This is a genomic window from Stenotrophomonas sp. Sm2128 (assembly GCF_030985535.1).
Lineage (GTDB): Bacteria > Pseudomonadota > Gammaproteobacteria > Xanthomonadales > Xanthomonadaceae > Stenotrophomonas > Stenotrophomonas maltophilia.
Genome location: NZ_JAPTFQ010000044.1, coordinates 17938 through 39500, shown reverse-complemented (window position 1 = coordinate 39500; position 21563 = coordinate 17938). Strand labels below are relative to the sequence as shown.

General features: G+C 66.8%; 18 protein-coding genes. 8 read left to right on the top strand and 10 right to left on the bottom strand.

The genetic code is table 11. From position 1 onward, the window contains the following. Positions 1–150: 150 nt before the first annotated feature. The 3 genes from otsB to otsA are packed head-to-tail and all read left to right on the top strand — an operon-like array spanning position 151 to position 4093. A complete protein-coding gene (gene otsB, locus O0K41_RS13610; RefSeq protein ID WP_164223228.1) occupies positions 151–909 on the top strand; it encodes a trehalose-phosphatase in 759 nt (252 codons plus the stop codon). Between the two features lie 41 nt (positions 910–950). Continuing rightward, entirely contained in the window at positions 951–2732 is a 1782-nt protein-coding gene (locus O0K41_RS13605; RefSeq protein WP_308304516.1) for a glycoside hydrolase family 15 protein, read from the top strand. Then, a complete protein-coding gene (otsA, locus tag O0K41_RS13600; protein ID WP_005410785.1) occupies positions 2729–4093 on the top strand; it encodes an alpha,alpha-trehalose-phosphate synthase (UDP-forming) in 1365 nt (454 codons plus the stop codon). Before O0K41_RS13605 ends, otsA begins: the two co-directional genes overlap by 4 nt. Before the next feature lie 71 nt (positions 4094–4164). Here the strand turns inward: otsA and O0K41_RS13595 are convergent, their stop codons facing one another. Genes O0K41_RS13595 through rluD form a run of 4 tightly spaced genes read right to left on the bottom strand, consistent with a single transcriptional unit; the run spans position 4165 to position 6863 of the window. Further along, positions 4165–4602: a thiol-disulfide oxidoreductase DCC family protein gene (locus tag O0K41_RS13595; protein ID WP_049451225.1), complete on the bottom strand. Its 438-nt coding sequence runs from the start codon at positions 4600–4602 to the stop codon at positions 4165–4167. Next, positions 4577–5101, bottom strand: a complete 525-nt coding sequence (locus tag O0K41_RS13590) for a DUF4166 domain-containing protein (protein WP_049451226.1) — start codon at positions 5099–5101, stop codon at positions 4577–4579. Before O0K41_RS13590 ends, O0K41_RS13595 begins: the two co-directional genes overlap by 26 nt. Before the next feature lie 2 nt (positions 5102–5103). Next, positions 5104–5874: a peptidoglycan editing factor PgeF gene (gene pgeF, locus O0K41_RS13585; protein ID WP_049451227.1), complete on the bottom strand. Its 771-nt coding sequence runs from the start codon at positions 5872–5874 to the stop codon at positions 5104–5106. Further along, on the bottom strand, positions 5874–6863 hold the full coding sequence (rluD, locus tag O0K41_RS13580) for a 23S rRNA pseudouridine(1911/1915/1917) synthase RluD (protein WP_005410789.1): 990 nt from the start codon (positions 6861–6863) through the stop codon (positions 5874–5876). Before rluD ends, pgeF begins: the two co-directional genes overlap by 1 nt. A gap of 113 nt (positions 6864–6976) precedes the next feature. Between rluD and O0K41_RS13575 the strand changes: the two genes are divergently transcribed. Next, positions 6977–7864, top strand: coding sequence for an outer membrane protein assembly factor BamD (locus O0K41_RS13575; protein ID WP_024956778.1), 888 nt, complete (start codon positions 6977–6979; stop codon positions 7862–7864). Positions 7865–8053: 189 nt separating this feature from the next. Further along, positions 8054–9256: a lipase family protein gene (locus O0K41_RS13570; protein WP_049451228.1), complete on the top strand. Its 1203-nt coding sequence runs from the start codon at positions 8054–8056 to the stop codon at positions 9254–9256. Positions 9257–9535: 279 nt separating this feature from the next. Here O0K41_RS13570 and O0K41_RS13565 read toward each other — a convergent pair whose 3' ends face one another. The 3 genes from O0K41_RS13565 to sucC all read right to left on the bottom strand — a co-directional run bounded on the left by O0K41_RS13565 (position 9536) and on the right by sucC (position 13478). Then, positions 9536–11170 carry an NAD+ synthase gene (locus O0K41_RS13565; RefSeq protein ID WP_049403035.1) on the bottom strand — a complete coding sequence of 545 codons (1635 nt, stop codon included), beginning with the start codon at positions 11168–11170 and terminating at the stop codon, positions 9536–9538. 241 nt (positions 11171–11411) lie between these two features. Beyond that, positions 11412–12287 carry a succinate--CoA ligase subunit alpha gene (gene sucD / locus O0K41_RS13560; RefSeq protein ID WP_005410793.1) on the bottom strand — a complete coding sequence of 292 codons (876 nt, stop codon included), beginning with the start codon at positions 12285–12287 and terminating at the stop codon, positions 11412–11414. A 21-nt stretch (positions 12288–12308) separates the two neighbouring features. Then, positions 12309–13478 (bottom strand): ADP-forming succinate--CoA ligase subunit beta, encoded by a 1170-nt coding sequence (gene sucC / locus O0K41_RS13555; protein WP_004154430.1) that lies wholly within the window; start codon positions 13476–13478, stop codon positions 12309–12311. Positions 13479–13835: 357 nt separating this feature from the next. Between sucC and O0K41_RS13550 the strand changes: the two genes are divergently transcribed. Beyond that, positions 13836–15449: an ATP-binding protein gene (locus O0K41_RS13550; RefSeq protein WP_164222812.1), complete on the top strand. Its 1614-nt coding sequence runs from the start codon at positions 13836–13838 to the stop codon at positions 15447–15449. A gap of 60 nt (positions 15450–15509) precedes the next feature. Beyond that, the gene (locus O0K41_RS13545; RefSeq protein ID WP_005410795.1) at positions 15510–16883 is read left to right on the top strand and encodes a sigma-54 dependent transcriptional regulator; all 1374 of its coding nucleotides are present in this window, start codon (positions 15510–15512) and stop codon (positions 16881–16883) included. A 125-nt stretch (positions 16884–17008) separates the two neighbouring features. Here the strand turns inward: O0K41_RS13545 and pilB are convergent, their stop codons facing one another. The 3 genes from pilB to O0K41_RS13530 all read right to left on the bottom strand — a co-directional run bounded on the left by pilB (position 17009) and on the right by O0K41_RS13530 (position 19946). Beyond that, complete coding sequence (gene pilB, locus O0K41_RS13540; protein WP_123958964.1) at positions 17009–18742, bottom strand: type IV-A pilus assembly ATPase PilB; 1734 nt, start codon at positions 18740–18742, stop codon at positions 17009–17011. Positions 18743–18964: 222 nt separating this feature from the next. Further along, on the bottom strand, positions 18965–19372 hold the full coding sequence (locus tag O0K41_RS13535) for a pilin (RefSeq protein WP_088436223.1): 408 nt from the start codon (positions 19370–19372) through the stop codon (positions 18965–18967). Between the two features lie 151 nt (positions 19373–19523). Further along, positions 19524–19946, bottom strand: coding sequence for a pilin (locus O0K41_RS13530; RefSeq protein WP_164222809.1), 423 nt, complete (start codon positions 19944–19946; stop codon positions 19524–19526). Between the two features lie 352 nt (positions 19947–20298). On the opposite strand from O0K41_RS13530, the gene O0K41_RS13525 reads away from it, so the two are divergent. Then, entirely contained in the window at positions 20299–21558 is a 1260-nt protein-coding gene (locus O0K41_RS13525; RefSeq protein WP_099605875.1) for a type II secretion system F family protein, read from the top strand. Positions 21559–21563 lie beyond the last annotated feature (5 nt).

Here is a 21563-nt window from a genome sequence, read left to right as displayed (position 1 = left end):
GGCTGGGGGGGGGGGCGGCCGGTGGCCCCGCAGTGTTTTCGCTGCAGGCTGGCGCCCCTGCGGTCCCCCCCACCGGGGGGCACCCACCGAAGCAGGGCCGTAGCCTGCCCTCGACCCCGCGTACACGCCCACGCTGGCAAGCTGGGCGTCATGGCTGAACCGCTCCCCCTGCGTCCGCCACCGCCATTGCTGGACGACGCCTGCGCGTTGTTCCTCGATGTCGATGGCACCCTGATCGAATTCGCTGCACGCCCGGATGCCGTGCAGCTGCTGCCGGATGTGCGTGAAGCCATCGGCCGCGTCAGCGACCGCCTGGAAGGTGCCGTGGCACTGGTCAGTGGTCGCCCGCTTGAACAGCTGGATCAACTGTTCGCCCCCCTGCAACTACCCGCCGCCGGCCTGCACGGCCATGAGCTGCGTGGCGAAGACGGTCGTGTGCTGCGCGACGAACACGACGACGACACCGCCGAATGGCTGCACGCGCTGCACCAGCAGGCGATGCGCTTCGCCCATGGGCATCCTGGCGTGCTGGTGGAAGACAAGGGCGTCGGCCTGGCCTTGCACTGGCGCGGTGCGCCGCACGCCGCCAGCGATGTCCGCGCGTTCGCTGACCGCCACGTGCGTGGCCGCACCAGCTACCGCCTGCAGCCTGGCGACCATGTGGTCGAGTTCGTGCCTGTCGGCACCGACAAGGGCCGTGCCGTGCGCCGGATGATGCAGTACCTGCCCTTCCGCGGCCGCCTGCCGGTGTTCCTCGGTGATGACCTCACCGACGAATTCGGCTTCGATGCTGCCAACGGCCAGCATGGCTGGAGCGTGCTGGTGGGTGAACGTGAACCCAGTGCGGCCGTGTTCGCGCTGCCCGACATACGCAGCGTGCACGCCTGGCTGCGTGAGAATGCCTATTGACCCGGCCAACCCCCACGGCCGCAACCGAGATGTACCGCGTGATGACCCAACCCGATCTTGATCTGGGCGTGGTCGGCAACGGCAGCTTCGGCGCCCTGGTCGACAAACATGCCCGCGTTGTCTGGAGCTGCCTGCCCACCTTCGACGGCGACCCCACCTTCTGCGCCCTGCTCGGCCCCAACCAGCAGACCGGCGGCGACTTCGCCATCGAGCTGGAGGACTTCGCGAGCAGCGAGCAGGAATACCTCACCAACACTGCGATCCTGCGCACCGTGCTGCGTGACACGCAGGGCGGCGCATTGGAAATCCTCGATTTCGCCCCGCGCTGGCGCCAGAACGACCGCTTCTACCGGCCGGTCAGCCTGATCCGCCAGGTGCGTCCACTGGCCGGCAGCCCGCGCATCACCGTGCGTGCGCGCCCGCTGGCCGACTGGGGCGCACGCGTGCCAGATTCGACCTGGGGCAGTAACCATGTGCGCTGGATCCTGCCCGAGCACGTGCTGCGGCTGACCACCGATGTGCCGGTGCGCTTCGTGCGCGACGGCCTGCCGTTCGTGCTCAACCATCCGATCCACCTGATCCTGGGCGTGGATGAATCGCTCAATCGGTCGATCAGCGGCTACGTGCAGGAAGCCTTCCAGCGCACCCGCGACTACTGGCGCGAGTGGGTGCGCTACCTGTCCATTCCACTGGAATGGCAGGACGCGGTCATCCGCAGTGCGATCACGTTGAAGCTGTGCCAGTACGAGGACAGCGGCGCGATCATCGCGGCGATGACCACTTCCATTCCGGAAGCACCCGGCAGCGTGCGCAACTGGGACTACCGCTACTGCTGGCTGCGCGACGCGGCCTTCGTGGTGCGGGCGCTGAACCGTCTCGGCGCAACGCGCACGATGGAACAGTTCCTCGGCTACATCTTCAACCTGGCCACCACCGACGGCACGCTGCAGCCGCTGTATGGCATCGGCTTCGAGGCCAAGCTGGACGAAGATGAAGTGCCCAGCCTGTCCGGTTATCGCGGCATGGGCCCGGTACGGCGCGGCAACCTGGCCTGGGTGCAGCGCCAGCACGATGTCTACGGCAGCGTGGTGCTGGCGTCCACGCAGCTGTTCTTCGACCGGCGCCTGCAGGACCCGGGTGATGCGCACACCTTTGCCCGCCTGGAACCCCTGGGCGAACAGGCCTTCGCCCTGCACGACGTACCCGATGCCGGCCTGTGGGAATTCCGCGGCCGCACCGAAGTGCACACCTACACCAGCGCGATGTGCTGGGCTGCCTGCGACCGCCTGTGCAAGATCGCCGTGCGCCTGAAGCGCGATGACCGCGCGCATTACTGGCGCGAGCGCGCCGACACCATCCACGCGCGCATCATGGCCGAATCCTGGAACGAGGAGCTGGGCCACTTCACCGATACCTTCGGCGGCCATCGGCTGGATGCCTCGCTGCTGCTGCTGGCCGATATCGGTTTCATCGACGCGCTGGACGCCCGCTTCATCGCCACCGTCGATGCCATCGGCCGCGACCTCAAGCATGGCAATTCGCTGTACCGCTATGTCGCGCCGGATGACTTCGGTGAACCGGAAACCAGCTTCACCATCTGCACCTTCTGGTACATCGACGCGCTGGCCGCGATCGGGCGCATGGATGAAGCACGTGAGATGTTCGAGCTGCTGCTGAAGCAGCGCAACCACCTGGGCCTGCTGTCGGAGGATCTGGCCTTCGACAGCGGCGAGGCCTGGGGTAATTTCCCGCAGACCTATTCGCACGTCGGCCTGATCACCGCCGCAATGCGCCTGTCGCGGTCCTGGCAGGAGGCATCGTGAGTCGTCTGGTCGTGGTTTCAAACCGTGTGGCCGTGCCCGGCGAGAACCGCGCCGGCGGCCTGGCTGTCGGCCTGCTGGCTGCCCTGAAGGAACGCGGTGGCCTGTGGTTCGGCTGGAGTGGCAAGACGGTGAAGGAAGGCAGCGGCACGCTGCACCGGCAGAAAGACGGTGACATCGACTACGTCACCATGGACCTGAGCAAGCGTGAGGTCGATGGCTACTACAACGGCTTCGCCAACCGCACCTTGTGGCCGCTGCTGCACTTCCGCCTGGATCTGGTCGACTACGACCGCGGCACCCGCGAGACCTACCACAAGGTCAACGCGCTGTTCGCCGACAAGCTCGCGCCACTGCTGCGCGAGGACGACATCGTCTGGATCCACGACTACCACCTGATTCCCCTCGGTGCGCTGCTGCGCGAGCGCGGCATCGGTTGTCGCATAGGCTTCTTCCTGCATATCCCGATGCCGTCTGCCGACCTGCTGCAGGCGATGCCCGACCACCTGCGGCTGTTCTCCGCGCTGTACGCCTACGACCTGGTCGGCTTCCAGACCCAGCGCGACGCTGATCGCTTCCAGACCTACCTGCGCCTGTTCGGCGGCGGCCGCGTGCTCGACAACGGCGAGCTGGAAGCACCGGGCGGGCGCCGCTTCCGTGCCGCCGCCTTCCCGATCGGCATCGACACCGAGCTGATCGCACGCCAGGCCGGCACAGCGGCCACCAAGGCCGCCGTGAAGAACCTGCGCGCCAGCCTGCGCGATCGCCAGCTGGCGATCGGCGTGGATCGCCTGGACTATTCCAAGGGCCTGCCCGAACGCTTCCTTGGCTTCGAGCGCTATCTTGAGCGCCACCCCGACCAGCGCGGCTCGCTGACCTACCTGCAGATCGCCCCGGTCTCGCGCGGCGATGTCACCGAGTACCGGCAGCTGCGCAGCCAGCTGGAACAGATCGCCGGCCACATCAACGGTGGCCACGCCGAACCTGACTGGACGCCGCTGCGCTACGTCAACCAGAACTTCACCCATGCCACCCTCACCGGCTTCTACCGGGCGGCGGCGGTCGGCCTGGTCACGCCGTTGCGCGATGGCATGAACCTGGTGGCCAAGGAATACGTGGCGTCGCAGGACCCGGAAGATCCCGGCGTGCTGGTGTTGTCGCTGCTGGCCGGCGCTGCCGACGAACTCAAGCAGGCATTGCTGGTGAACCCGCACGATCTGGACGGCGTGGCCGACGCCATCGCCACTGCAGCAACGATGTCACTGAGCAGGCGCAAGGAACGCTGGCACGCGATGATGGATCACCTGCGCACCTACGACATCAATCACTGGCGCCGCAGCTATTTGGACGCGCTGGAAGGTTGAGGAAAAAGGGGACGGAGGGGATCAAGGCAGTTGTGCACAGACGCCTTGATCCCCTCCGTCCCCTTTTTCCTTCAATCCAGGAATCGCGCTGCCTGCTCCGGTGCGGGCAGATGACAGGCGTCGTGCCGTCCGAACCAGCGGTAGCGGTTGCGCGCCAGCACGCGGTACGCGGCATCACGCCAGCCGCGCGGCACTGCCCGTAGTACGCCGGTCAGGCGCCAGGCGCCGCCCAGCCCCGTCAGTACGCGCAGGATCGCATCGGTATCGGTCCAGGCACCCTGTGCGTCCAGCAGCAAGAACGACATCGGGTCCTGCGGGTCCAGCCCGTGCGCGCGCAACATCGCGCTGCCCTGCTGCCCCTGCATCGCCGCAAAGCGGTAGCGCCCCGCGCGGTCGAAACGCAGCAGGAAGCGCACCCAGCGGTTGCACAGCGCGCATACGCCATCGAATACGATCACCGCGCTGCCCGCCTCGGCGGCGGCCTCACTGCGGTTCGAGCCAACCTTCATAGCGGATCAGGGCTCCGGCCCAGGGCAGCGTCACATCGACCAGGAAAGTGTAACGCTCGCCCTGCCAGGCTTCGCGGCAACGTACGCCACCAAACCAGCGCCTCGGCAGCGGCAGCAGCCCGAACGCCCAGACCCGGCGCACCGACCAGTCGATGCCACCCTCGCGGGCCTGCAGATCAAACTCGAAGCGCACCGCGCCCAACTGCTCGCGCAGGCAGCCCTCGTGCGCCCATAGCCGCGACACCATCGGCCAGCGGCCAAAACGCCGCGCCCACTGCTCGCCCTGCCCGTGTGCACTGAACGCCACTTCGGTCGGCAACGCTCCACCGTCCTTCGGCAGCCGCGCCAACACGGCCAGCAGCGGCACCAGCCAGTGCCGCCCCCTCACGATGCGCGCCTGCCCCACGTAGCGGCAGGGCAACGGCGCGGCATGCAGCGCCTGCACCGGCGCGGCCAGGGTGGCGAAGGCCGGCCCCAGCACGCGCGCGAACAGCGGCAAGGTCAGGGCGCGATCCAGGCCAGCGTCGCCATGCGCCCGGTGCGACGGTCGCGCCGGTGCGAATACAGGTCCGGATCGGCCATGGTCGACACCGTGCCGCCATGGACCTGCGCCGGGTCCATGCCCGCCGCCTGCAACCGCTGCCGCGCCAGCGCGAACAGGTCCACCTTCCAGTGGCCCGCGCGGGTGGCAACGAACGCCGCCTCGGCGGCCGGATCATGGCCGACGAAGGCGTGGTAGACCTCCTCGCCGATCTCGTAGTCGGCCGGTCCGGCGGCCGGGCCCAGCCAGGCCCGCAGCTGCGCCGGCGGCGTCTGCATGGCGGCCACGGTGGCCTCCAGCATGCCGTCGGCCAGGCCACGCCAGCCTGCGTGGGCCGCGCCCACCTCACTGCCATCGGCGGCGGCAAACACCACCGGCAGGCAGTCGGCAGTCAGGATCGCCAGCACCACGCCCGGCACCGAAGTCACTGCGGCATCGGCCACCGGCTCGCTTGCGCCGGGCACCGGCGGCGCGGTGAAGCGCAGCACGGTGCTGCTGTGCACCTGGCGCAGCCAGTGCGGTGTCGAGGGCAGCCCCAGCCCCTGCTGCAGCAGCTGGCGGTTGTGCTCTACGTTGGCTGGGGTATCACCGTCGGCCGCGTGCCGGTTGCCCAGGTTGAACTGCGCGAACGGCGCCGGCGAAATGCCCGCACCGTGCCGACGCGTGGTCAGCGCATTGACGCCCGGCGGCGCCGGCCAGTCCGCCTGCAGCACGGGCAGCGCGGCGGCCATCACCAGCGGTCCCGCTCGCGCGCGGCGAAGGCCTCGCTGTCTTCGCGCAGCACCTTCATCAGGTGCAGCATGTCCTCCGGCACCGGCGCGGTGTTGCGCACCAGCTCACCGGTGATCGGATGGGTGAACTCCAGGGTCTCGGCGTGCAGGGCCTGGCGCTTGAAGCCACGCAGCGCGGCCACCAGCTCATCGCTGGCCCCCTTGGGCAGCTTCAGCGCACCGCCGTACAGCGGGTCACCGATGATCGGATGGCGCACATGCGCCATGTGCACGCGGATCTGGTGGGTACGGCCGGTTTCCAGGCGGCACTCCAGCGCGGTGTGCGCACGGAAGCGCTCGCGCAGGCGGTAGTGGGTGATCGCTTCCTTGCCGTCCTCGCGCACCGCCATCTTCAGGCGGTCGCGCGGGTGGCGGTCGATCGGGGCATCGGCGGTACCGCCGGCCACCAGCGCACCCATCACGATGGCCAGGTACTGGCGGTGCACGTCGCGTGCGGCCAGTTGCTCGACCAGCGCGGTCTGCGCTTCCAGGGTCTTGGCCACCACCATCACGCCACTGGTGTCCTTGTCCAGGCGGTGCACGATGCCCGCGCGCGGCAGCACCGCCACCGACGGGTCGCGGAACAGCAGGGCGTTGACCAGGGTGCCGCTGTGGTTGCCCGCGCCCGGGTGCACCACCAGGCCGACCGGCTTGTTGATCACCAGCAGGTGCTCGTCCTCGAACAGCACGTCCAGCGGGATGTCCTCCGGCTGGGCGTCGGTCTGGGTTTCCAGCACCACGTTGAGGGTCACCACCTCGCCACCGCGCAGCGGATCGCGCGGGCGCACCTGGGCGCCGTCCAGCAGGACCTCCCCGGCCTTGATCCACTCGGTCAGGCGCGAACGCGAGTATTCGGGGAACAGTTCGGCCACCACGGCGTCGAAACGGCGGCCGGCAGCGGTGTCGGGGACGATGGCCTGGCGGGCCGATTCAGAGGGTTGTTCAGACATGGCAGGGGGCATTCTTTGAAATTTTGGGGTCCCGGCGGCCGGTTTCAGTCGCTGGACAGGACACTAGGCTATCATCGACCCTTCGTATTCCAGCCGCGTCCCGCCTTGACCTCATGATCCGACGCTCCTCCATGCTCTCCGCGCCCGTCCGCCTCACCGCCCTGCTGCTGGTGCTGGTCATCGCCGCCACCGGCTGCCACCGTGGCGCCAAGAAGGGCGATCGCCCCGATGAAGGGACGCCGGTCGAACAGTTGTACGAGAAGAGCCACAAGCTGATGCAGGGTGGCAACTGGAGCGGGGCTGAAACCAGCTTCCGCCGTCTCGTGGCCCAGTATCCGTACGGCCCGTATACCGAACAGGCGATGATCGAAACCGCCTACGCGCAGTACAAGGCCGGCAAGCACGATGACGCGGTGTCCAGCATCGACCGCTTCATCCGTACCTACCCGACCCATCGCAACATCGCGTACCTGTACTACCTGCGCGGCCTGGCCAACTCCAACCGCAGTACGGTTTTCCTGCGTCGCGTATGGTCGCTGGATGCCAGCCGCCGCGATCTGTCCACGCCGCACCAGGCGTATTCGGACTTCAACATCGTGGTCGACCGTTACCCGAACAGCCGCTACGCCGCCGATGCGCGCCAGCGCATGCTGGAGCTGCGTGACGTGTTCGCCCAGCATGAGCTGGACAACGCCCTGTACTACATGCGCCGCGGCGCCTGGGTCTCGGCCGCCGGCCGCGCCAACTACCTGCTGGAAACCTATCCGCAGAGCGCGTTCCAGTACGATGCCGTCGCCGTCCTGGCCGATTCCTACACCCACCTGGGCAACAAGACCCTGGCCGACGACGCCCGCCGCGTCCTGCAGCTGAACCAGCCGGACCACCCGTGGCTGGAAGGCAAGTGGCCGAAGTACCCGTGGATGATCCGCAAGCTGAACCCGTTCGCTGGCGAAAAGTCCGCCAGCACCGGCCAGCGCAACGCGCGACTGGAAAAGAAGTAAAAGAAGGCCCCGAAAGGGGCCTTTTCTTTGTCGGCAGATCCACGCCATGCGTGGAGGGTTCGTGCGCCCATGGACCACGACACTAGGAATTCTACGAATCCCCGGCGGATGCGACGCCGGTCCCAATCGGCGTAGGCGAGGCCCTCCACACTGCGGCGCAACGGCCATCCCGGCCGTGAAGGAGCGCCCATGACCCCACCACCCCGTCGTTTCCGCCCCCTCGCCTGCCTCCTCGCCACTGCCCTGCTGGCGCTGTCCTCGGGCCCCGTGGCGGCTGCCCCACCCGCACCGGGCGATCTGCTGTCTGCTGCCCCCTATCGCGCGTCGTGGGTGCCGTCCAAGGCCGCGCAGGCCTACAAGCTGCACTACCGCACCCCGGATCATCGCGGCCAGCTGGCCGAAGGCACCGGCCTGCTGTACCTGCCCGCCGGCGCGGCGCCTGCAGGCGGCTGGCCGGTGGTGTCCTGGGCACATGGCACCCAGGGCATCGCGGATCGCTGTGCGCCCTCGGTGTCCGGCCCCACCCATCCCGAACGCGACGGGCGCTTCCTGGACGTGTTCCTGGCCCAGGGCTATGCCGTCGCCGCCGCCGACTACCAGGGGCTGGGCAGCCCGGGGGAGCATGCCTACCTGCACGTGCGCACCGCCGCACGCAATGCCATCGACATGGTCAAGGCCAGCCGCCACTACCTGGGTGCCACGACGCTATCACCCCGCTGGGTCTCAATCGGCTATTCACAGGGAGGCGCAGCTGCATTGGCCGCAGGCCATCTGGCCGCCTCCCATGGCGGCCCATCCCTGCAGTACCGCGGCAGCTTCACCGCAGGAACGCCCACTGCGGTCGAGCTGACCGCGCTGGTGATGAAGCCCGACAACCGGGCCGCCAACCCTGGCGCGCTCAATGCGTATCACGCGTATCTGCTCGACGGTCTGCTGCAGGTTGCGCCGCAGATCGACCGCGTCCTCAGCGACACCGGCCGCGCTCGCGTGGCAGTGGCACGCGAGCAGTGCCTGGGCGAACTGGCCACCACGCTGGACGGCGCGGATACCGGCAGCATGTTCACCGCACCGCTGACCAGCGTGCCGGGCATCTGGGCCGTGTTGTACGACTATCTCGGCGTGCCGCGCCGCGGCTTCAGCCAACCGCTGATGCTGGGCCACGGCAGCGAGGACCGCGACGTGCCCTATCTGACCACCCTGCTGTATGCCGCAGGCCTAGCGCTGCGCGGCGAGCCGGTAGCGTTCCGGCGCTACCCGGTCGACCATCGCGGCACGCTGGACGCGGCGGCGGCGGATGGCCTGGCGTTTGTGCGTGCACGGCTTGAAGACGGCCACTTCAACGACGCTGCGGAAACCGCCGGCCTCGAACAGCTGCTCGACGACGCCCGGTAGATCCACGCCATGCGTGGATGCGCGGGATACGGGTTGCCGGCCAGCGGCCTGCGCTACCGGACACAGTAGATCCACGCCATGCGTGGATGCGCGGGATACGGGTTGCCGGCCAGCGGCCGGCACTACCGGACGCAGTAGTTCCACGCCATGCGTGGCGCGCGGGATACGGGTTGCCGGCCAGCGGCCGGCACTACCAAAGGCAGTAGATCCGCGCCATGCGTGGATGCGCGGGATACGGCGTTGCCGGCCAGCGGCCGGCACTACCTGCCAACGGCTACCTCAACCCTTGTAGCCGTTGCTGATCGGGTAGCGACGCTCACGACCGAAAGCGCGGCGCGACACCTTCGGGCCTGGCGCGGCCTGGTGCCGCTTCCACTCGCTGATGCGCACCAGGCGCAGCACGCGGTCGACCACGGCCGCGTCATAACCGGCGGCAACGATCTCCGTGCGCGACTGCTCCTGGTCGATGTAGCGGTACAGGATGCCGTCCAGCACGTCATAGGCCGGCAGCGAGTCCTGGTCCAGCTGGTTCTCGCGCAGTTCGGCCGACGGCGGGCGGCTGATCACCGCCGGCGGGATCACCGGCGCACCGCCCACGGTATTGCGCCACTTGGACAGGCCGAACACCTCGGTCTTGTACAGGTCCTTCAACGGCGCATAGCCACCGCACATGTCGCCATAGATGGTGGCATACCCGACGGCGTACTCGCTCTTGTTGCCGGTGGTCAGCAGCAGGCCACCGAACTTGTTGGCCAGTGCCATCAGGATCACGCCACGGCTGCGCGACTGCAGGTTCTCCTCGGTCACGTCCGGCGCAGTACCTTCGAACATGGGCGCCAGCGATTCCATCAGGCCCTTGAACGCCGGCTCGATCGAGACCGCTTCCAGCTTCACGCCCAGTGCCTGGCACTGCTCGGCGGCCAGGTCGTTGGACATGCCGGCGGTGTAGCGCGACGGCAGGCGCACAGCGGTGACGTTCTCGGCGCCGAGCGCGTCGACCGCCAGCGCCAGTACCAGCGCCGAATCGATGCCACCGGACAGGCCCAGCCAGACCTTCTTGAAACCGTTCTTGCGGCAGTAGTCCTGGATGCCACGGGTCACCGCGCGCCAGGCCAGCGCGTCCATGCTCTCGTCGCCATCGTCCATCCACACGTGCGGCATGAAGCGGCGCGTTTGGCCGTCGTACTCCACCACCAGCCACTGGTCGACGAAGGCGGCGGCGGCGGGGTGCACCGTGCCGTCACCATCGGCCACCACCGAGGCGCCATCAAACACCAGCGCATCCTGGCCACCGACCACATTGAGATAGGCAATCGCTGCCCCGCTCTCGCGGGTGCGGGCGGCCAGCACCGCATCGCGCTGGGCGTGCTTGCCGCGCTCGTACGGCGAGGCATTGGGTACCACCACCAGCTGCGCGCCGGCGCGCACGGTGTCGGCCAGCGGCTCGGCGAACCACAGGTCCTCGCAGATCAGCAAACCCACCGGAATGCCGTTGACCTCGAAGACGCAGCTGCCACCGTCCGGATCAACATCGAAGTAGCGGCGTTCGTCGAACACGGCGTAATTGGGCAGCTCACGCTTGCGGTAGGTCTGCTCGACCAGGCCATCGCGCAGCACGCTGGCGGCGTTGTAGACCACCGCGCCAGCCGCCTGCGGCCAGCCGACCACCGCGGTGATGCCGCGGCAGGCTGCGGCAATGCGCGTCATTGCCTGCTCGCACTCGTACAGGAAGCCGGGGCGCAGCAGCAGGTCTTCCGGCGGATAACCGCTCACCGCCAGCTCGGGGAACATCACCAGCTCGGCGCCGTACTCGTCGCGCGCCTGGCCGATCATCTCGATGATGCGCTCGGTGTTGCCGGCGACGTCGCCGACCGGGAAGTCGAACTGCGCCATCGCGATGCGGATCGAAGCCATGGGAATCCAGCCTGTGGTTGCAATGCCGCCATTGTAGCGCTGCGCCATGCGCGCGCCGGGCGCGCTCGCTGCGTGGACAGCCCCGGCTCAGTAGATCCACGCCATGCGTGGATGAGCTTGCCGGGATGGCCAGGGCGCCAGACGCAGAAAGGCCGCCCGGAGGCGGCCCTTCTGTTTTGCAGCAGCCGGTGGGAAGAGCAGTCGACTAACAGTCGACTCTACAATCCCCCGCCCAGCGGTCTTACTTGACCAGCTTGGCGATGGCAGCGCCCAGGTCGCCCGGCGAGCGGACGGTGACAACACCGGCCGCTTCCATGGCGGCGAACTTGCCTTCGGCAGTGCCCTTGCCGCCCGAGGCGATCGCACCGGCGTGGCCCATGCGCTTGCCGGCCGGAGCCGACGCACCAGCGATGAAACCGACGACCGGCTTCTTCACGTGGTTCTTGATGTACTCGGCGCCGGCTTCCTCGGCGTCGCCGCCGATTTCGCCAACCATGATGATGCCTTCGGTCTGCGGGTCTTCGTTGAACAGCTTCAGGCAGTCGACGAAATTCAGGCCGTTGATCGGGTCACCACCGATGCCGATGCAGGTGGACTGGCCCAGGCCGACTTCGGTGGTCTGCTTGACCGCTTCATAGGTCAGGGTGCCCGAACGCGACACGATGCCGATCTTGCCCGGCTGGTGGATGTGGCCCGGCATGATGCCGATCTTGCACTCACCCGGGGTGATGACGCCCGGGCAGTTCGGCCCGATCAGCACGGTGTCCGGATGCGAACGGGTCAGCACGTTCTTGACGCGCAGCATGTCCAGCACCGGGATGCCTTCGGTGATGCAGACGATGACCTTGATGCCGGCAGCAGCGGCTTCCAGGATCGCGTCAGCCGCGTACGGCGGCGGCACGTAGATGACCGAGGCGTTGGCGCCGGTGCTCTGCACGGCGTCGGCAACGGTGTTGAAGACCGGCAGGTCGATATGGGTGGTGCCACCCTTGCCCGGGGTCACGCCGCCGACAACCTGGGTGCCGTACTCGATCATCTGAGTAGCGTGGAAGGTGCCCTGCTGGCCGGTGAAGCCCTGCACGATCACCTTGGTGTTCTTGTTGATCAAAACAGACATTGGAATTCCTTGGTGTCGGTATCAGGCGGCGTTCTTGACAGCTTCAACGATCTTCTTGGCGCCATCGTTGATGTTGTCAGCCGGGATGATGGCCATGCCGCTGTCACGCAGCAGCTGCTTGCCTTCTTCCACGTTGGTGCCTTCCAGGCGCACCACGACCGGAACCTTGACGCCCACTTCCTTCACGGCGGCGATGATGCCTTCGGCAATCATGTCGCAGCGGACGATGCCGCCGAAGATGTTGACGAAGATGCCTTCGACCTTGTCCGAGGACAGGATCAGCTTGAAGGCTTCGATGACGCGCTGCTTGTTGGCACCGCCGCCCACGTCCAGGAAGTTCGCCGGCTCGCCGCCGTTGAGCTTGATGACGTCCATGGTGGCCATGGCCAGGCCGGCGCCGTTCACCATGCAGCCGATGTTGCCGTCCATGGTGACGTAGTTGATGTCCAGTTCCGAAGCGATCACTTCGGTCGGATCTTCCTGGGTCTTGTCGCGCATGGCGACCAGGGCCTTCTGGCGGAACGCGGCGTTGTCGTCGCTGTCGAACTTGCCGTCCAGCGCGTACAGGTTGCCGTCGTCCAGGATGGCCAGCGGGTTGATTTCAACCAGGGCCAGGTCCTTTTCGTTGAACAGGCGGTACAGGTTCACCATGATGCTGGCGAACTGGCCGGCCTGCTTGGCGGTCAGGCCCAGCTTGAAGCCGAAATCGCGGCCGTGGTAACCCTGCACGCCTTCGACGAAGTCGACGTTCAGCGAGTGGATCAGCTCCGGGGTTTCAGCGGCGACCTGCTCGATCTCCACGCCGCCTTCCGAAGAGGCGATGTAGGTGATGGTCTTGGTGCCACGGTCGACCAGCACCGACAGGTACAGTTCCTTGACGATCTCGCCGGCGGTGGTCACCAGCACCAGGTTGACCGGCAGTTCAACGCCAGCGGTCTGGTAGGTGGCCATCTTGGTGCCGAGCATCTTGGCCGCAGCGGCCTTCACGTCGTCGGTGGTCTTGCAGAACTTGACGCCGCCAGCCTTGCCGCGGCCGCCAGCGTGGATCTGCGCCTTGACCATCCAGGGGCCCTGGCCCAGGGAGTTGGCAGCGGCAACCGCTTCGTCCGGGGTCGCAGCGACCTTGCCGGCCGGGACCGGGATGCCGTACTCGGCAAGCAGTTGTTTTGACTGGTATTCGTGGAAATTCATGCGTCACCGTGGGAATAGGAACGACCGCACGCAATTCCTCAGGGCCCCGGCGGGGCGCCGGCATGGACCGCGGCGGGCCCACTATTGTGGCCGAGCCGGCGCCGGGGCGCAAAGAAGTCTGTACAAAACGCCAGACGCGGGCAGATTTCCACGGTCATTCAGGCAGTTGCACCCGGGCCGGGGCTGGCCACCGGTGTCCGCACCGGGCCAAATGCGCGATCCGGGCCGCTTCGGCGGCGCCCGGCCGGGGGCCCTATACTGCCCTTCGCAAACGCGACGTGCCGGCCCGGCTTCAGGGGACGCCGGACAGGCCCGCCGCAGAATCCAGACCCAGGCAGCCAGAAGGGGAGTTCCGGCGTGTCACCCAGTGCTTCATTGATTGACCGCATCGAATCGATTCCGCGGCGTGAACTGTATTTCTTCGCGCTGTACCGGGTGCTGATCGCTACGGTCATTGCCGCCCTGCTCTACAGCCCGTTGTCGGCCATGGTCGGCGAAGCCCACCACCCGCGGCTGGCCGATGTCATTGCGGTCATCTACCTGGCCCTGTCGCTGCTGGCCCTGGTGGTCGGCCGCAACGAACGCTGGCTGCGCCCGATCGTGGTCAGTGGCGTGCTGGTGGATATCGTGGCTGCCACCCTGCTGTCGCACGCCCTGCCCGGCGCCAGTGCCGGCATCTCGATGTCGCTGCTGTTCAACATCGCCGCCGCCGCCACCCTGCTGCCGCTCAGCCTGGGGCTGGGCCTGGCGCTGGCCGCCAGCCTGGCCACCGGCGTCGAGTACACCTGGAAGCTGCTGGAAGGCGGCGACCCCACCCGCACCCTCGCCGAACTGGCGATGTTCGCCACCAGCTACCTGGCACTGGCCTTCATCAGCTACCAGGTGGGCAACCGCGCACGCCGCAACCAGCAGCTGGCCAACCAGCGCGGCGATGAAGTCGCCAACCTGTTCCAGATCAACGAACTGATCATCCGCCGCATGCGCACCGGCGTGCTGGTGGTGGACGCCGACAACCGCATCACCCTGGCCAACGAAGCCGCCTCGATGCTGCTGGGCGACAACGACGGCAACGGCGAAAGCGGGCGCCTGGACCTGGCCAGTGCCGCACCGGAACTGGCGCGCCGGCTGCAGCGCTGGCGCAATGGCTGGGCACAGGACGAACTGCCGCTGCAGCTCAACCCCGACCAGCCGGAAGTGCAGCCGCGCTTTGCCCGCCTGCTGGCCGGCAGCGACCTTGCGCTGGTGTTCCTGGACGATTCCAGCGTGGTCTCGCGCCGCGCCGAATCGCTCACTCTGTCGGCGATGGGCCGCTTCTCGGCCAGCCTGGCCCACGAGATCCGCAATCCGCTGGCGGCGATCAACTATGCCGTGCAGCTGCTCGAGGAAGGCACCGGCTTCAACGAAAGCGACCGCCGCCTGCTGCAGATCATCCGCCAGCAGTGCCAGCGCACCAACGGCATCGTCGAGAGCGTGCTGGGCCTGGCACGGCGCGAACGCGCCACGCCCGAGAACGTGGACCTGGTCGCCTTCGTGCGCCGCTTCGTGCTGGAGTACAAGCAGGGCCAGACCCTGGAGACCGACAGCATCGAGCCGATCATCAGCGACACATCGGTGATGGCCCAGGTCGACGCCAAGCATCTCTACCAGGTGCTGACCGTGCTGGTGCACAACGCACTGAAGTACGGCCGCATCGGCCAGCAGCCTGCACGGGTGCGGCTGCGCGTGGCCCAGCACGAACGCAGCGCGGTGATCGACGTGATGGACCGTGGCCCGGGTATCCCGGAGAGCGTGGCCGCGCAGCTGTTCCGGCCCTTCTTCACCACGTCCGAGCATGGCACGGGACTGGGCCTGTACATCGCGCGCGAGCTGTGCAGGGCCAACCAGGCCCGCCTGGACTACATCGCGGTGCCGGCCGGTGGCTCCTGCTTCCGCCTGGTGCTGCCCGGTCCACATACGCTGCTGCCGAGCTGATCCCCATTCTGTGCGTCAAACATTTGTCGCTTCCACCCCCCTCGTTTATCTTTCACGCCCATGAATGAAACCCGCAGCGCCCTCGTCGTCGACGACGAACGCGACATCCGCGAACTGCTGGTGCTGACCCTCGGCCGCATGGGGCTGCGCATCAGTACCGCCGCCAACCTGGCCGAGGCACGTGAGCTGCTGGCCAGCAATCCGTACGATCTGTGCATCACCGACATGCGCCTGCCCGATGGCAACGGCATCGAACTGGTCAGCGAGATCGCCCAGCACTACCCGCGCACGCCGGTGGCGATGATCACCGCATTCGGCAGCATGGATCTCGCCGTGGAGGCGCTGAAGGCCGGTGCGTTCGATTTCGTCAGCAAGCCGGTGGACATCTCGGTGCTGCGCGGACTGGTCAAGCACGCGCTGGAACTCAACAACGCCGAGCGCCCCGCACCGGGCCCCAACGCCGAACAGGGCGGGCGCCTGCTTGGCCACTCGCAGGCCATGGATGTGCTGCGCACCACCATCGGCAAGGTCGCGCGCAGCCAGGCGCCGGTCTACATCCTCGGCGAGTCGGGCGTCGGCAAGGAGCTGGTCGCACGCACCATCCATGCCCAGGGCGCGCGCGCGGCCGGCCCGTTCGTGCCGGTCAACTGCGGCGCCATTCCCGGCGAGCTGATGGAGAGCGAATTCTTCGGCCACCGCAAGGGCAGTTTCAGCGGCGCACACGCTGACAAGCCTGGCCTGTTCCAGGCTGCGCACGGCGGCACTCTGTTCCTGGACGAAGTGGCTGAACTGCCGCTGCAGATGCAGGTGAAGCTGCTGCGCGCGATCCAGGAAAAGTCGGTGCGCGCGGTGGGCGCGGCCAACGAGGAGCCGGTGGATGTCCGTATCCTCTCGGCCACCCACAAGGACCTGGCCGAGCTGGTCGAGGACGGGCGCTTTCGCCACGACCTGTACTACCGCATCAACGTGATCGAACTGAAGGTGCCGCCACTGCGCGAACGCCGCCAGGACCTGCCCGAACTGGCCGCCGCCGTGCTGGCCCGCCTGGCCCGCAGCCACGGCCGCGCCACCCCGCTGCTGGCGCCGTCGGCGCTGGAAGCGCTGGCACAGTACGCGTTCCCGGGCAATGTGCGCGAGCTGGAGAACATCCTGGAACGTGCGCTGGCCCTGGCCGAGGAAGACTGCATCGGCGCCGACGACCTGCGCCTGCCGCAGCACGCGCCGCGTGCACCTGGCAGTGCGGCGCCCGCCGAAGCGGTGGCCGACCTGCAGCCGGGCAGTGCCGCCCTGCCCTCCTACATCGAGCAGCTCGAGCGCAGCGCCATCCAGCGTGCGCTGGAAGAGAACCGCTGGAACAAGACCCGTACCGCCGCGCAGCTGGGCATCACCTTCCGTGCGCTGCGCTACAAGCTGAAGAAGCTGGGGATGGAGTAAATCCGGAGTCGGATCCCTTTCCAAAGGAAAGGGCTCTGACCCGGCGCGTACCACCAACCTGGCAGTGCCGGCCGCTGGCCGGCAACCCCATGCATCGCGTCATCCACGCATGGCGTGGATCTACCTCAATCCTTGGTGACGCGGTTGATCTCGGCCAGGCTGGTGATGCCCGCCGCCGCCTTCTTCAATGCCGACTGGCGCAGGTCATTCACCCCGATCTGCTGCGCCGCCTCGGCAATCTGCAGCGCATTGCCACCGGCCAGCACGATGGTGGCGATCTCATCGGTCATCGGCATGACCTGGTAGACGCCGGTCCGGCCCTTGTAGCCCTCGGTGCATTCATCGCAGCCCACGGCCTCGTACAGCTCGATGCCCGCATCCAGCTGCGCCTGCGTGAAGCCTTCGGCCAGCAGCGCATGATCGGGCAGGCTGGACGGACGCTTGCAGTTGCCGCACAGGCGACGCGCCAGGCGCTGGGCGATCACCAGCGTCACCGAGCTGGTGATGTTGTAGGGCGCGATACCCATGTTCATCAGGCGCGCGATGGTCTGCGGCGCATCGTTGGTATGCAGCGTGGACAGCACCATGTGGCCGGTCTGCGCGGCCTTGATCGCGATCTCCGCCGTTTCCAGGTCGCGGATTTCGCCGACCATGATGATGTCCGGGTCCTGTCGCAGGAACGAGCGCAGCGCCGCGGCGAAGGTCATGCCGCGCTTGTTGTTCTGCTGTACCTGGTTGACGCCGGGCAGGCGGATTTCCACCGGGTCTTCGGCAGTGGAGATGTTGCGCGTCTCGTCGTTGAGGATACCCAGCGCGGTATACAGCGACACGGTCTTGCCCGATCCGGTCGGGCCGGTCACCAGCACCATGCCGTACGGCTTGTGGATGGCATCCAGGAACAGCTTCTGCTGGTCCGGCTCGTAACCCAGCTTGTCGATGCCCAGCTTGGCCGCGCTGCCATCGAGGATACGCAGCACCACCTTCTCGCCGAACAGGGTCGGCAGCGTGCTGACGCGGAAGTCGATCTGCTTGGTCTTGGACAGGTTGAGCTTGATGCGGCCGTCCTGCGGGACGCGCTTCTCGGCGATGTCCAGCTGTGCCATCACCTTCAGGCGCGCGGCGATGCGCTGGTTCAGCTTCACCGGTGCGCGCGCGACCATCTTCAGCAGGCCGTCGATGCGCAGGCGCACGCGGTAATCGTCTTCGTAGGGCTCGAAGTGGATGTCCGATGCGCCCTTGCGGATCGCATCGACCAGCACCTTGTTGACGAACTTCACCACCGGGGTGTCGTCACCCTTGGCATCGATGCCGGACTCGCCGCCGGTGGCGCCGAGATCCTCGTCGCCGGCCGCCACGTCCAGGTTGCCCATGCCATCGTCATCGCCACCCAGGGCATCGCCGAGGGTGTCATGGCTGGCGTGCCACTGTTCCAGCGTGCGCCGGATCTGGTCCTCGTCGACCAGGATCGGCTCGACCACCAGGTTGGTGTGGAACTTGATCTCGTCCAGCGAGTGGGTCGGGTTGCTGGTGCCGACGAACAGCTTGCCACCGCGCTTGAACAGCGGCAGCACGTTGTGCTTGCGCAGCAGCTCCTCGCTGACCAGGCTCATCGCGTTCTGGCTGGCGTCGAAGGTGGACACGTCGAACAGGGGCATGCCGAACTCGACCGCGTTGGCGGCGGCCAGCTGAGAGGCATTGACCAGCTTGTTCTGCGCGAACCAGGTCGGCAGTGGCTGGCGCGCGGCGGCGGCCTTGGCCATGGCGTCGCGGGCGGTGGCCTCGTCCAGGGCCCCGTCCTGCACCAGGCGACGGGCCAGGCCGGTGATGCCGACAAGATTGGCGGTGGTGACAGCGTTCATATGAATCCTTGGCTCATGGGGTCATGCCATGCCGTGCGTCTTGCACGGACACCGCACGGGGCAGCAGAACCCGCCGCGACCCAATGGCCACCGGCATCGCCAATCCATGAGCAACACTGCCTTGCCCGGCACTCCCGTCCCGGCAGGCACGATCCTGACTCCCCCGGGGATGATAGCCCCGTCAAGGGGCAGCCAGCATCCCATCGGAGCGCTGAAGTGTGATCAGCAGCCGGTCGGGCGATAGCGCGCTTCGAACGCGCTGCCATCACAGCTCCAGATGCCCTCGGCGGAACGTCGCAGGATCAGGTCCTTGCCTTCCAGCACGCTGTGACCCTTGAGGGTGCAGCTGATGTGGCCGACACCGGAGTCGCTGAGTTCGGCTTCGACGTTGGAGCAGTGGGCGTTCTGGGCGCCACCGATGAACTCGGGGGTGACCTCACTAGCGGATCGTCCTTGATAGACAACCGTCTCCACCAGTGTTTTTCCGGGACTGATATCCGCCAGCGCGGCTGTCAGCTGGGTGCGGATGATGTACGGCTGGAACACCACCGTCGCGATGGCCGCCAGAACGGCGATGATGGCCACGACGATCATCAGCTCGATGAGCGTGAAGCCCTTCTGCGTGTTCATGACTCCCCCTGTTTGATCCAGCAATCCCCATTGCTGCGTGCTGACCGGGATTCGTACTCCAGTCAGCACAAGGCCCGCCGAAGCGGGCCTTGTGTCTACTCACGAGAGCTTAGGTCAAACCTAAACTACCAAGCCTCGTGGACCTGAAGGATTACTTGCAGCCCTTCGGAATGAACTTGGCGTCGACCTGCTTGGTTTCGCAGACAAAACCACCTGCGACCGCAGTATTACCAGTACCAGAAGCCTGGGTGTAGTTCAGTGCGATGGTGGAACCGGTACCGATACGGCCCGGATCACGGATGGTGCAGGTCATACCGCCCTGAGCTACTGCGATGGTCGAGCAGGAGCCAGTTTCGGCTGCCTGGAAGCCAGCGTTCTGAATGGACGGGGTACCGCCATCGCTGATGACCATCTCGAACTGGGTCTTGTGCGAGGCCAGGTCGGCCAGCGCAGCGGTGACCTTCGACTTCGAGGTGTAGTCCTGGTAGGCCGGCAGCGCGATGGCGGCCAGGATGGCGATGATCGCGACGACGATCATCAGTTCGATAAGGGTGAAGCCCTTCTGGTTCTTCATTGGTACATCCCCAAGATAGTGGTGGTTGAGTTCAGTGCACGGGATCGGACCGGACAGCGCCGGTTGAGCGGGCCCCATGCCCTGCGGGTGGATCAACGCAGGTTGCGTGCCAACCCCGGCACGCCTCCCCCTGGATTTCCCCGCGCCCATGATGGCAGCAATTTCGCGGATGGGAACCCCCCGCTTCCGAATCTGCGATGGACGCGGCAATGTGACGCAGTACGTCACCTTTGGTCGGCACCCGGCACGAAATCGCACGCTGGGCCGCCTGCCAACTGCCCATCCGCCCTTGAACCCGCTACCATCGATGGCTAGTTACCCGCCTGGGGATGGCGGGTCTTGGGGAGCCAACATGTCTGTCAGTCGCAGTGCGATCAAGAAAGAGCCGGTGGCGCGCGCCACCATGGAGCTGCAGCCGTTTGTCTGGGAGGGGACCGACAAGCGGGGCGTGAAGATGAAGGGCGAGCAGCTGGCCAAGAACGCCAACCTGCTGCGCGCCGAGCTGCGCCGCCAGGGCATCAACCCGGGCCAGGTCAAGCCCAAGTCGAAGCCTCTGTTCGGCGCCGCCGGCAGCCCGGTCAAGCCGAAGGACATCGCCTTCTTCAGCCGTCAGATGGCCACGATGATGAAATCCGGCGTGCCGATCGTGTCGGCGCTGGACATCATCGCCAGCGGGCACAAGAACCCACGGATGAAGAAGCTGGTCGACACCATCCGCACCGACATCGAGGGCGGTTCCTCGATGTACGAAGCGGTCAGCAAGCACCCGGTGCAGTTCGACGAGCTGTACCGCAACCTGGTGCGGGCCGGCGAAGGCGCCGGCGTGCTGGAAACCGTGCTGGACACGGTGGCCACCTACAAGGAGAACATCGAAGCGCTGAAGGGCAAGATCAAGAAAGCGCTGTTCTACCCGATCATGGTGGTGGTGGTGGCCATGCTGGTCAGCGGCATCATGCTGGTGTTCGTGGTCCCGCAGTTCGAGGACGTGTTCAAGAGCTTTGGTGCCGAGCTGCCCGCCTTCACCCAGATGGTGGTGAATCTCTCACGGTTCATGGTGTCGTGGTGGTGGCTGATATTCCTGATCGTGGTGGGCTCCGCTGTCGGTGCGATCATGGCCTACAAGCGCTCGCCGAAGATGCAGCATGCGATGGACCGGTTCGTGCTGAAGGTGCCGGTGATCGGGCAGATCATGCACAACAGCGCCATCGCCCGCTTCTCGCGCACCACCGCGGTGACCTTCAAGGCCGGCGTGCCGCTGGTGGAGGCGCTGGGCATCGTGGCCGGCGCCACCGGCAATACCGTGTACGAAGAGGCGGTGCTGCGCATGCGCGACGACGTTTCGGTGGGTTACCCGGTGAACATGTCGATGAAGCAGACCAACCTGTTCCCGCACATGGTCATCCAGATGACCGGCATCGGCGAAGAGGCTGGTGCGCTGGACGCCATGCTGTTCAAGGTGGCCGAGTACTATGAGCAGGAGGTCAACAATTCGGTGGATGCCCTGAGCAGCCTGCTGGAACCGATGATCATGGTGTTCATTGGTACCATTGTGGGCGGCATGGTGATTGCCATGTACCTTCCCATCTTCAAACTCGGCGCCGTCGTCGGATAACACAT

What these genes read in the sequence shown, in the direction of transcription:
- pgeF (WP_049451227.1), bottom strand. Translation starts at nt 5,874, where the DNA reads ATGGCCGCCGCGCTGCCCGTGCTGCAGGCGGACTGGCCGGCGCCGCCG.
- O0K41_RS13570 (WP_049451228.1), top strand. Translation starts at nt 8,054, where the DNA reads ATGACCCCACCACCCCGTCGTTTCCGCCCCCTCGCCTGCCTCCTCGCC.
- O0K41_RS13530 (WP_164222809.1), bottom strand. Translation starts at nt 19,946, where the DNA reads ATGAAGAACCAGAAGGGCTTCACCCTTATCGAACTGATGATCGTCGTC.
- pilB (WP_123958964.1), bottom strand. Translation starts at nt 18,742, where the DNA reads ATGAACGCTGTCACCACCGCCAATCTTGTCGGCATCACCGGCCTGGCC.
- O0K41_RS13575 (WP_024956778.1), top strand. Translation starts at nt 6,977, where the DNA reads ATGATCCGACGCTCCTCCATGCTCTCCGCGCCCGTCCGCCTCACCGCC.
- otsB (WP_164223228.1), top strand. Translation starts at nt 151, where the DNA reads ATGGCTGAACCGCTCCCCCTGCGTCCGCCACCGCCATTGCTGGACGAC.
- O0K41_RS13565 (WP_049403035.1), bottom strand. Translation starts at nt 11,170, where the DNA reads ATGGCTTCGATCCGCATCGCGATGGCGCAGTTCGACTTCCCGGTCGGC.
- sucC (WP_004154430.1), bottom strand. Translation starts at nt 13,478, where the DNA reads ATGAATTTCCACGAATACCAGTCAAAACAACTGCTTGCCGAGTACGGC.
- O0K41_RS13605 (WP_308304516.1), top strand. Translation starts at nt 951, where the DNA reads ATGACCCAACCCGATCTTGATCTGGGCGTGGTCGGCAACGGCAGCTTC.
- sucD (WP_005410793.1), bottom strand. Translation starts at nt 12,287, where the DNA reads ATGTCTGTTTTGATCAACAAGAACACCAAGGTGATCGTGCAGGGCTTC.
- O0K41_RS13545 (WP_005410795.1), top strand. Translation starts at nt 15,510, where the DNA reads ATGAATGAAACCCGCAGCGCCCTCGTCGTCGACGACGAACGCGACATC.
- rluD (WP_005410789.1), bottom strand. Translation starts at nt 6,863, where the DNA reads ATGTCTGAACAACCCTCTGAATCGGCCCGCCAGGCCATCGTCCCCGAC.
- O0K41_RS13525 (WP_099605875.1), top strand. Translation starts at nt 20,299, where the DNA reads ATGTCTGTCAGTCGCAGTGCGATCAAGAAAGAGCCGGTGGCGCGCGCC.
- O0K41_RS13535 (WP_088436223.1), bottom strand. Translation starts at nt 19,372, where the DNA reads ATGAACACGCAGAAGGGCTTCACGCTCATCGAGCTGATGATCGTCGTG.
- O0K41_RS13595 (WP_049451225.1), bottom strand. Translation starts at nt 4,602, where the DNA reads ATGAAGGTTGGCTCGAACCGCAGTGAGGCCGCCGCCGAGGCGGGCAGC.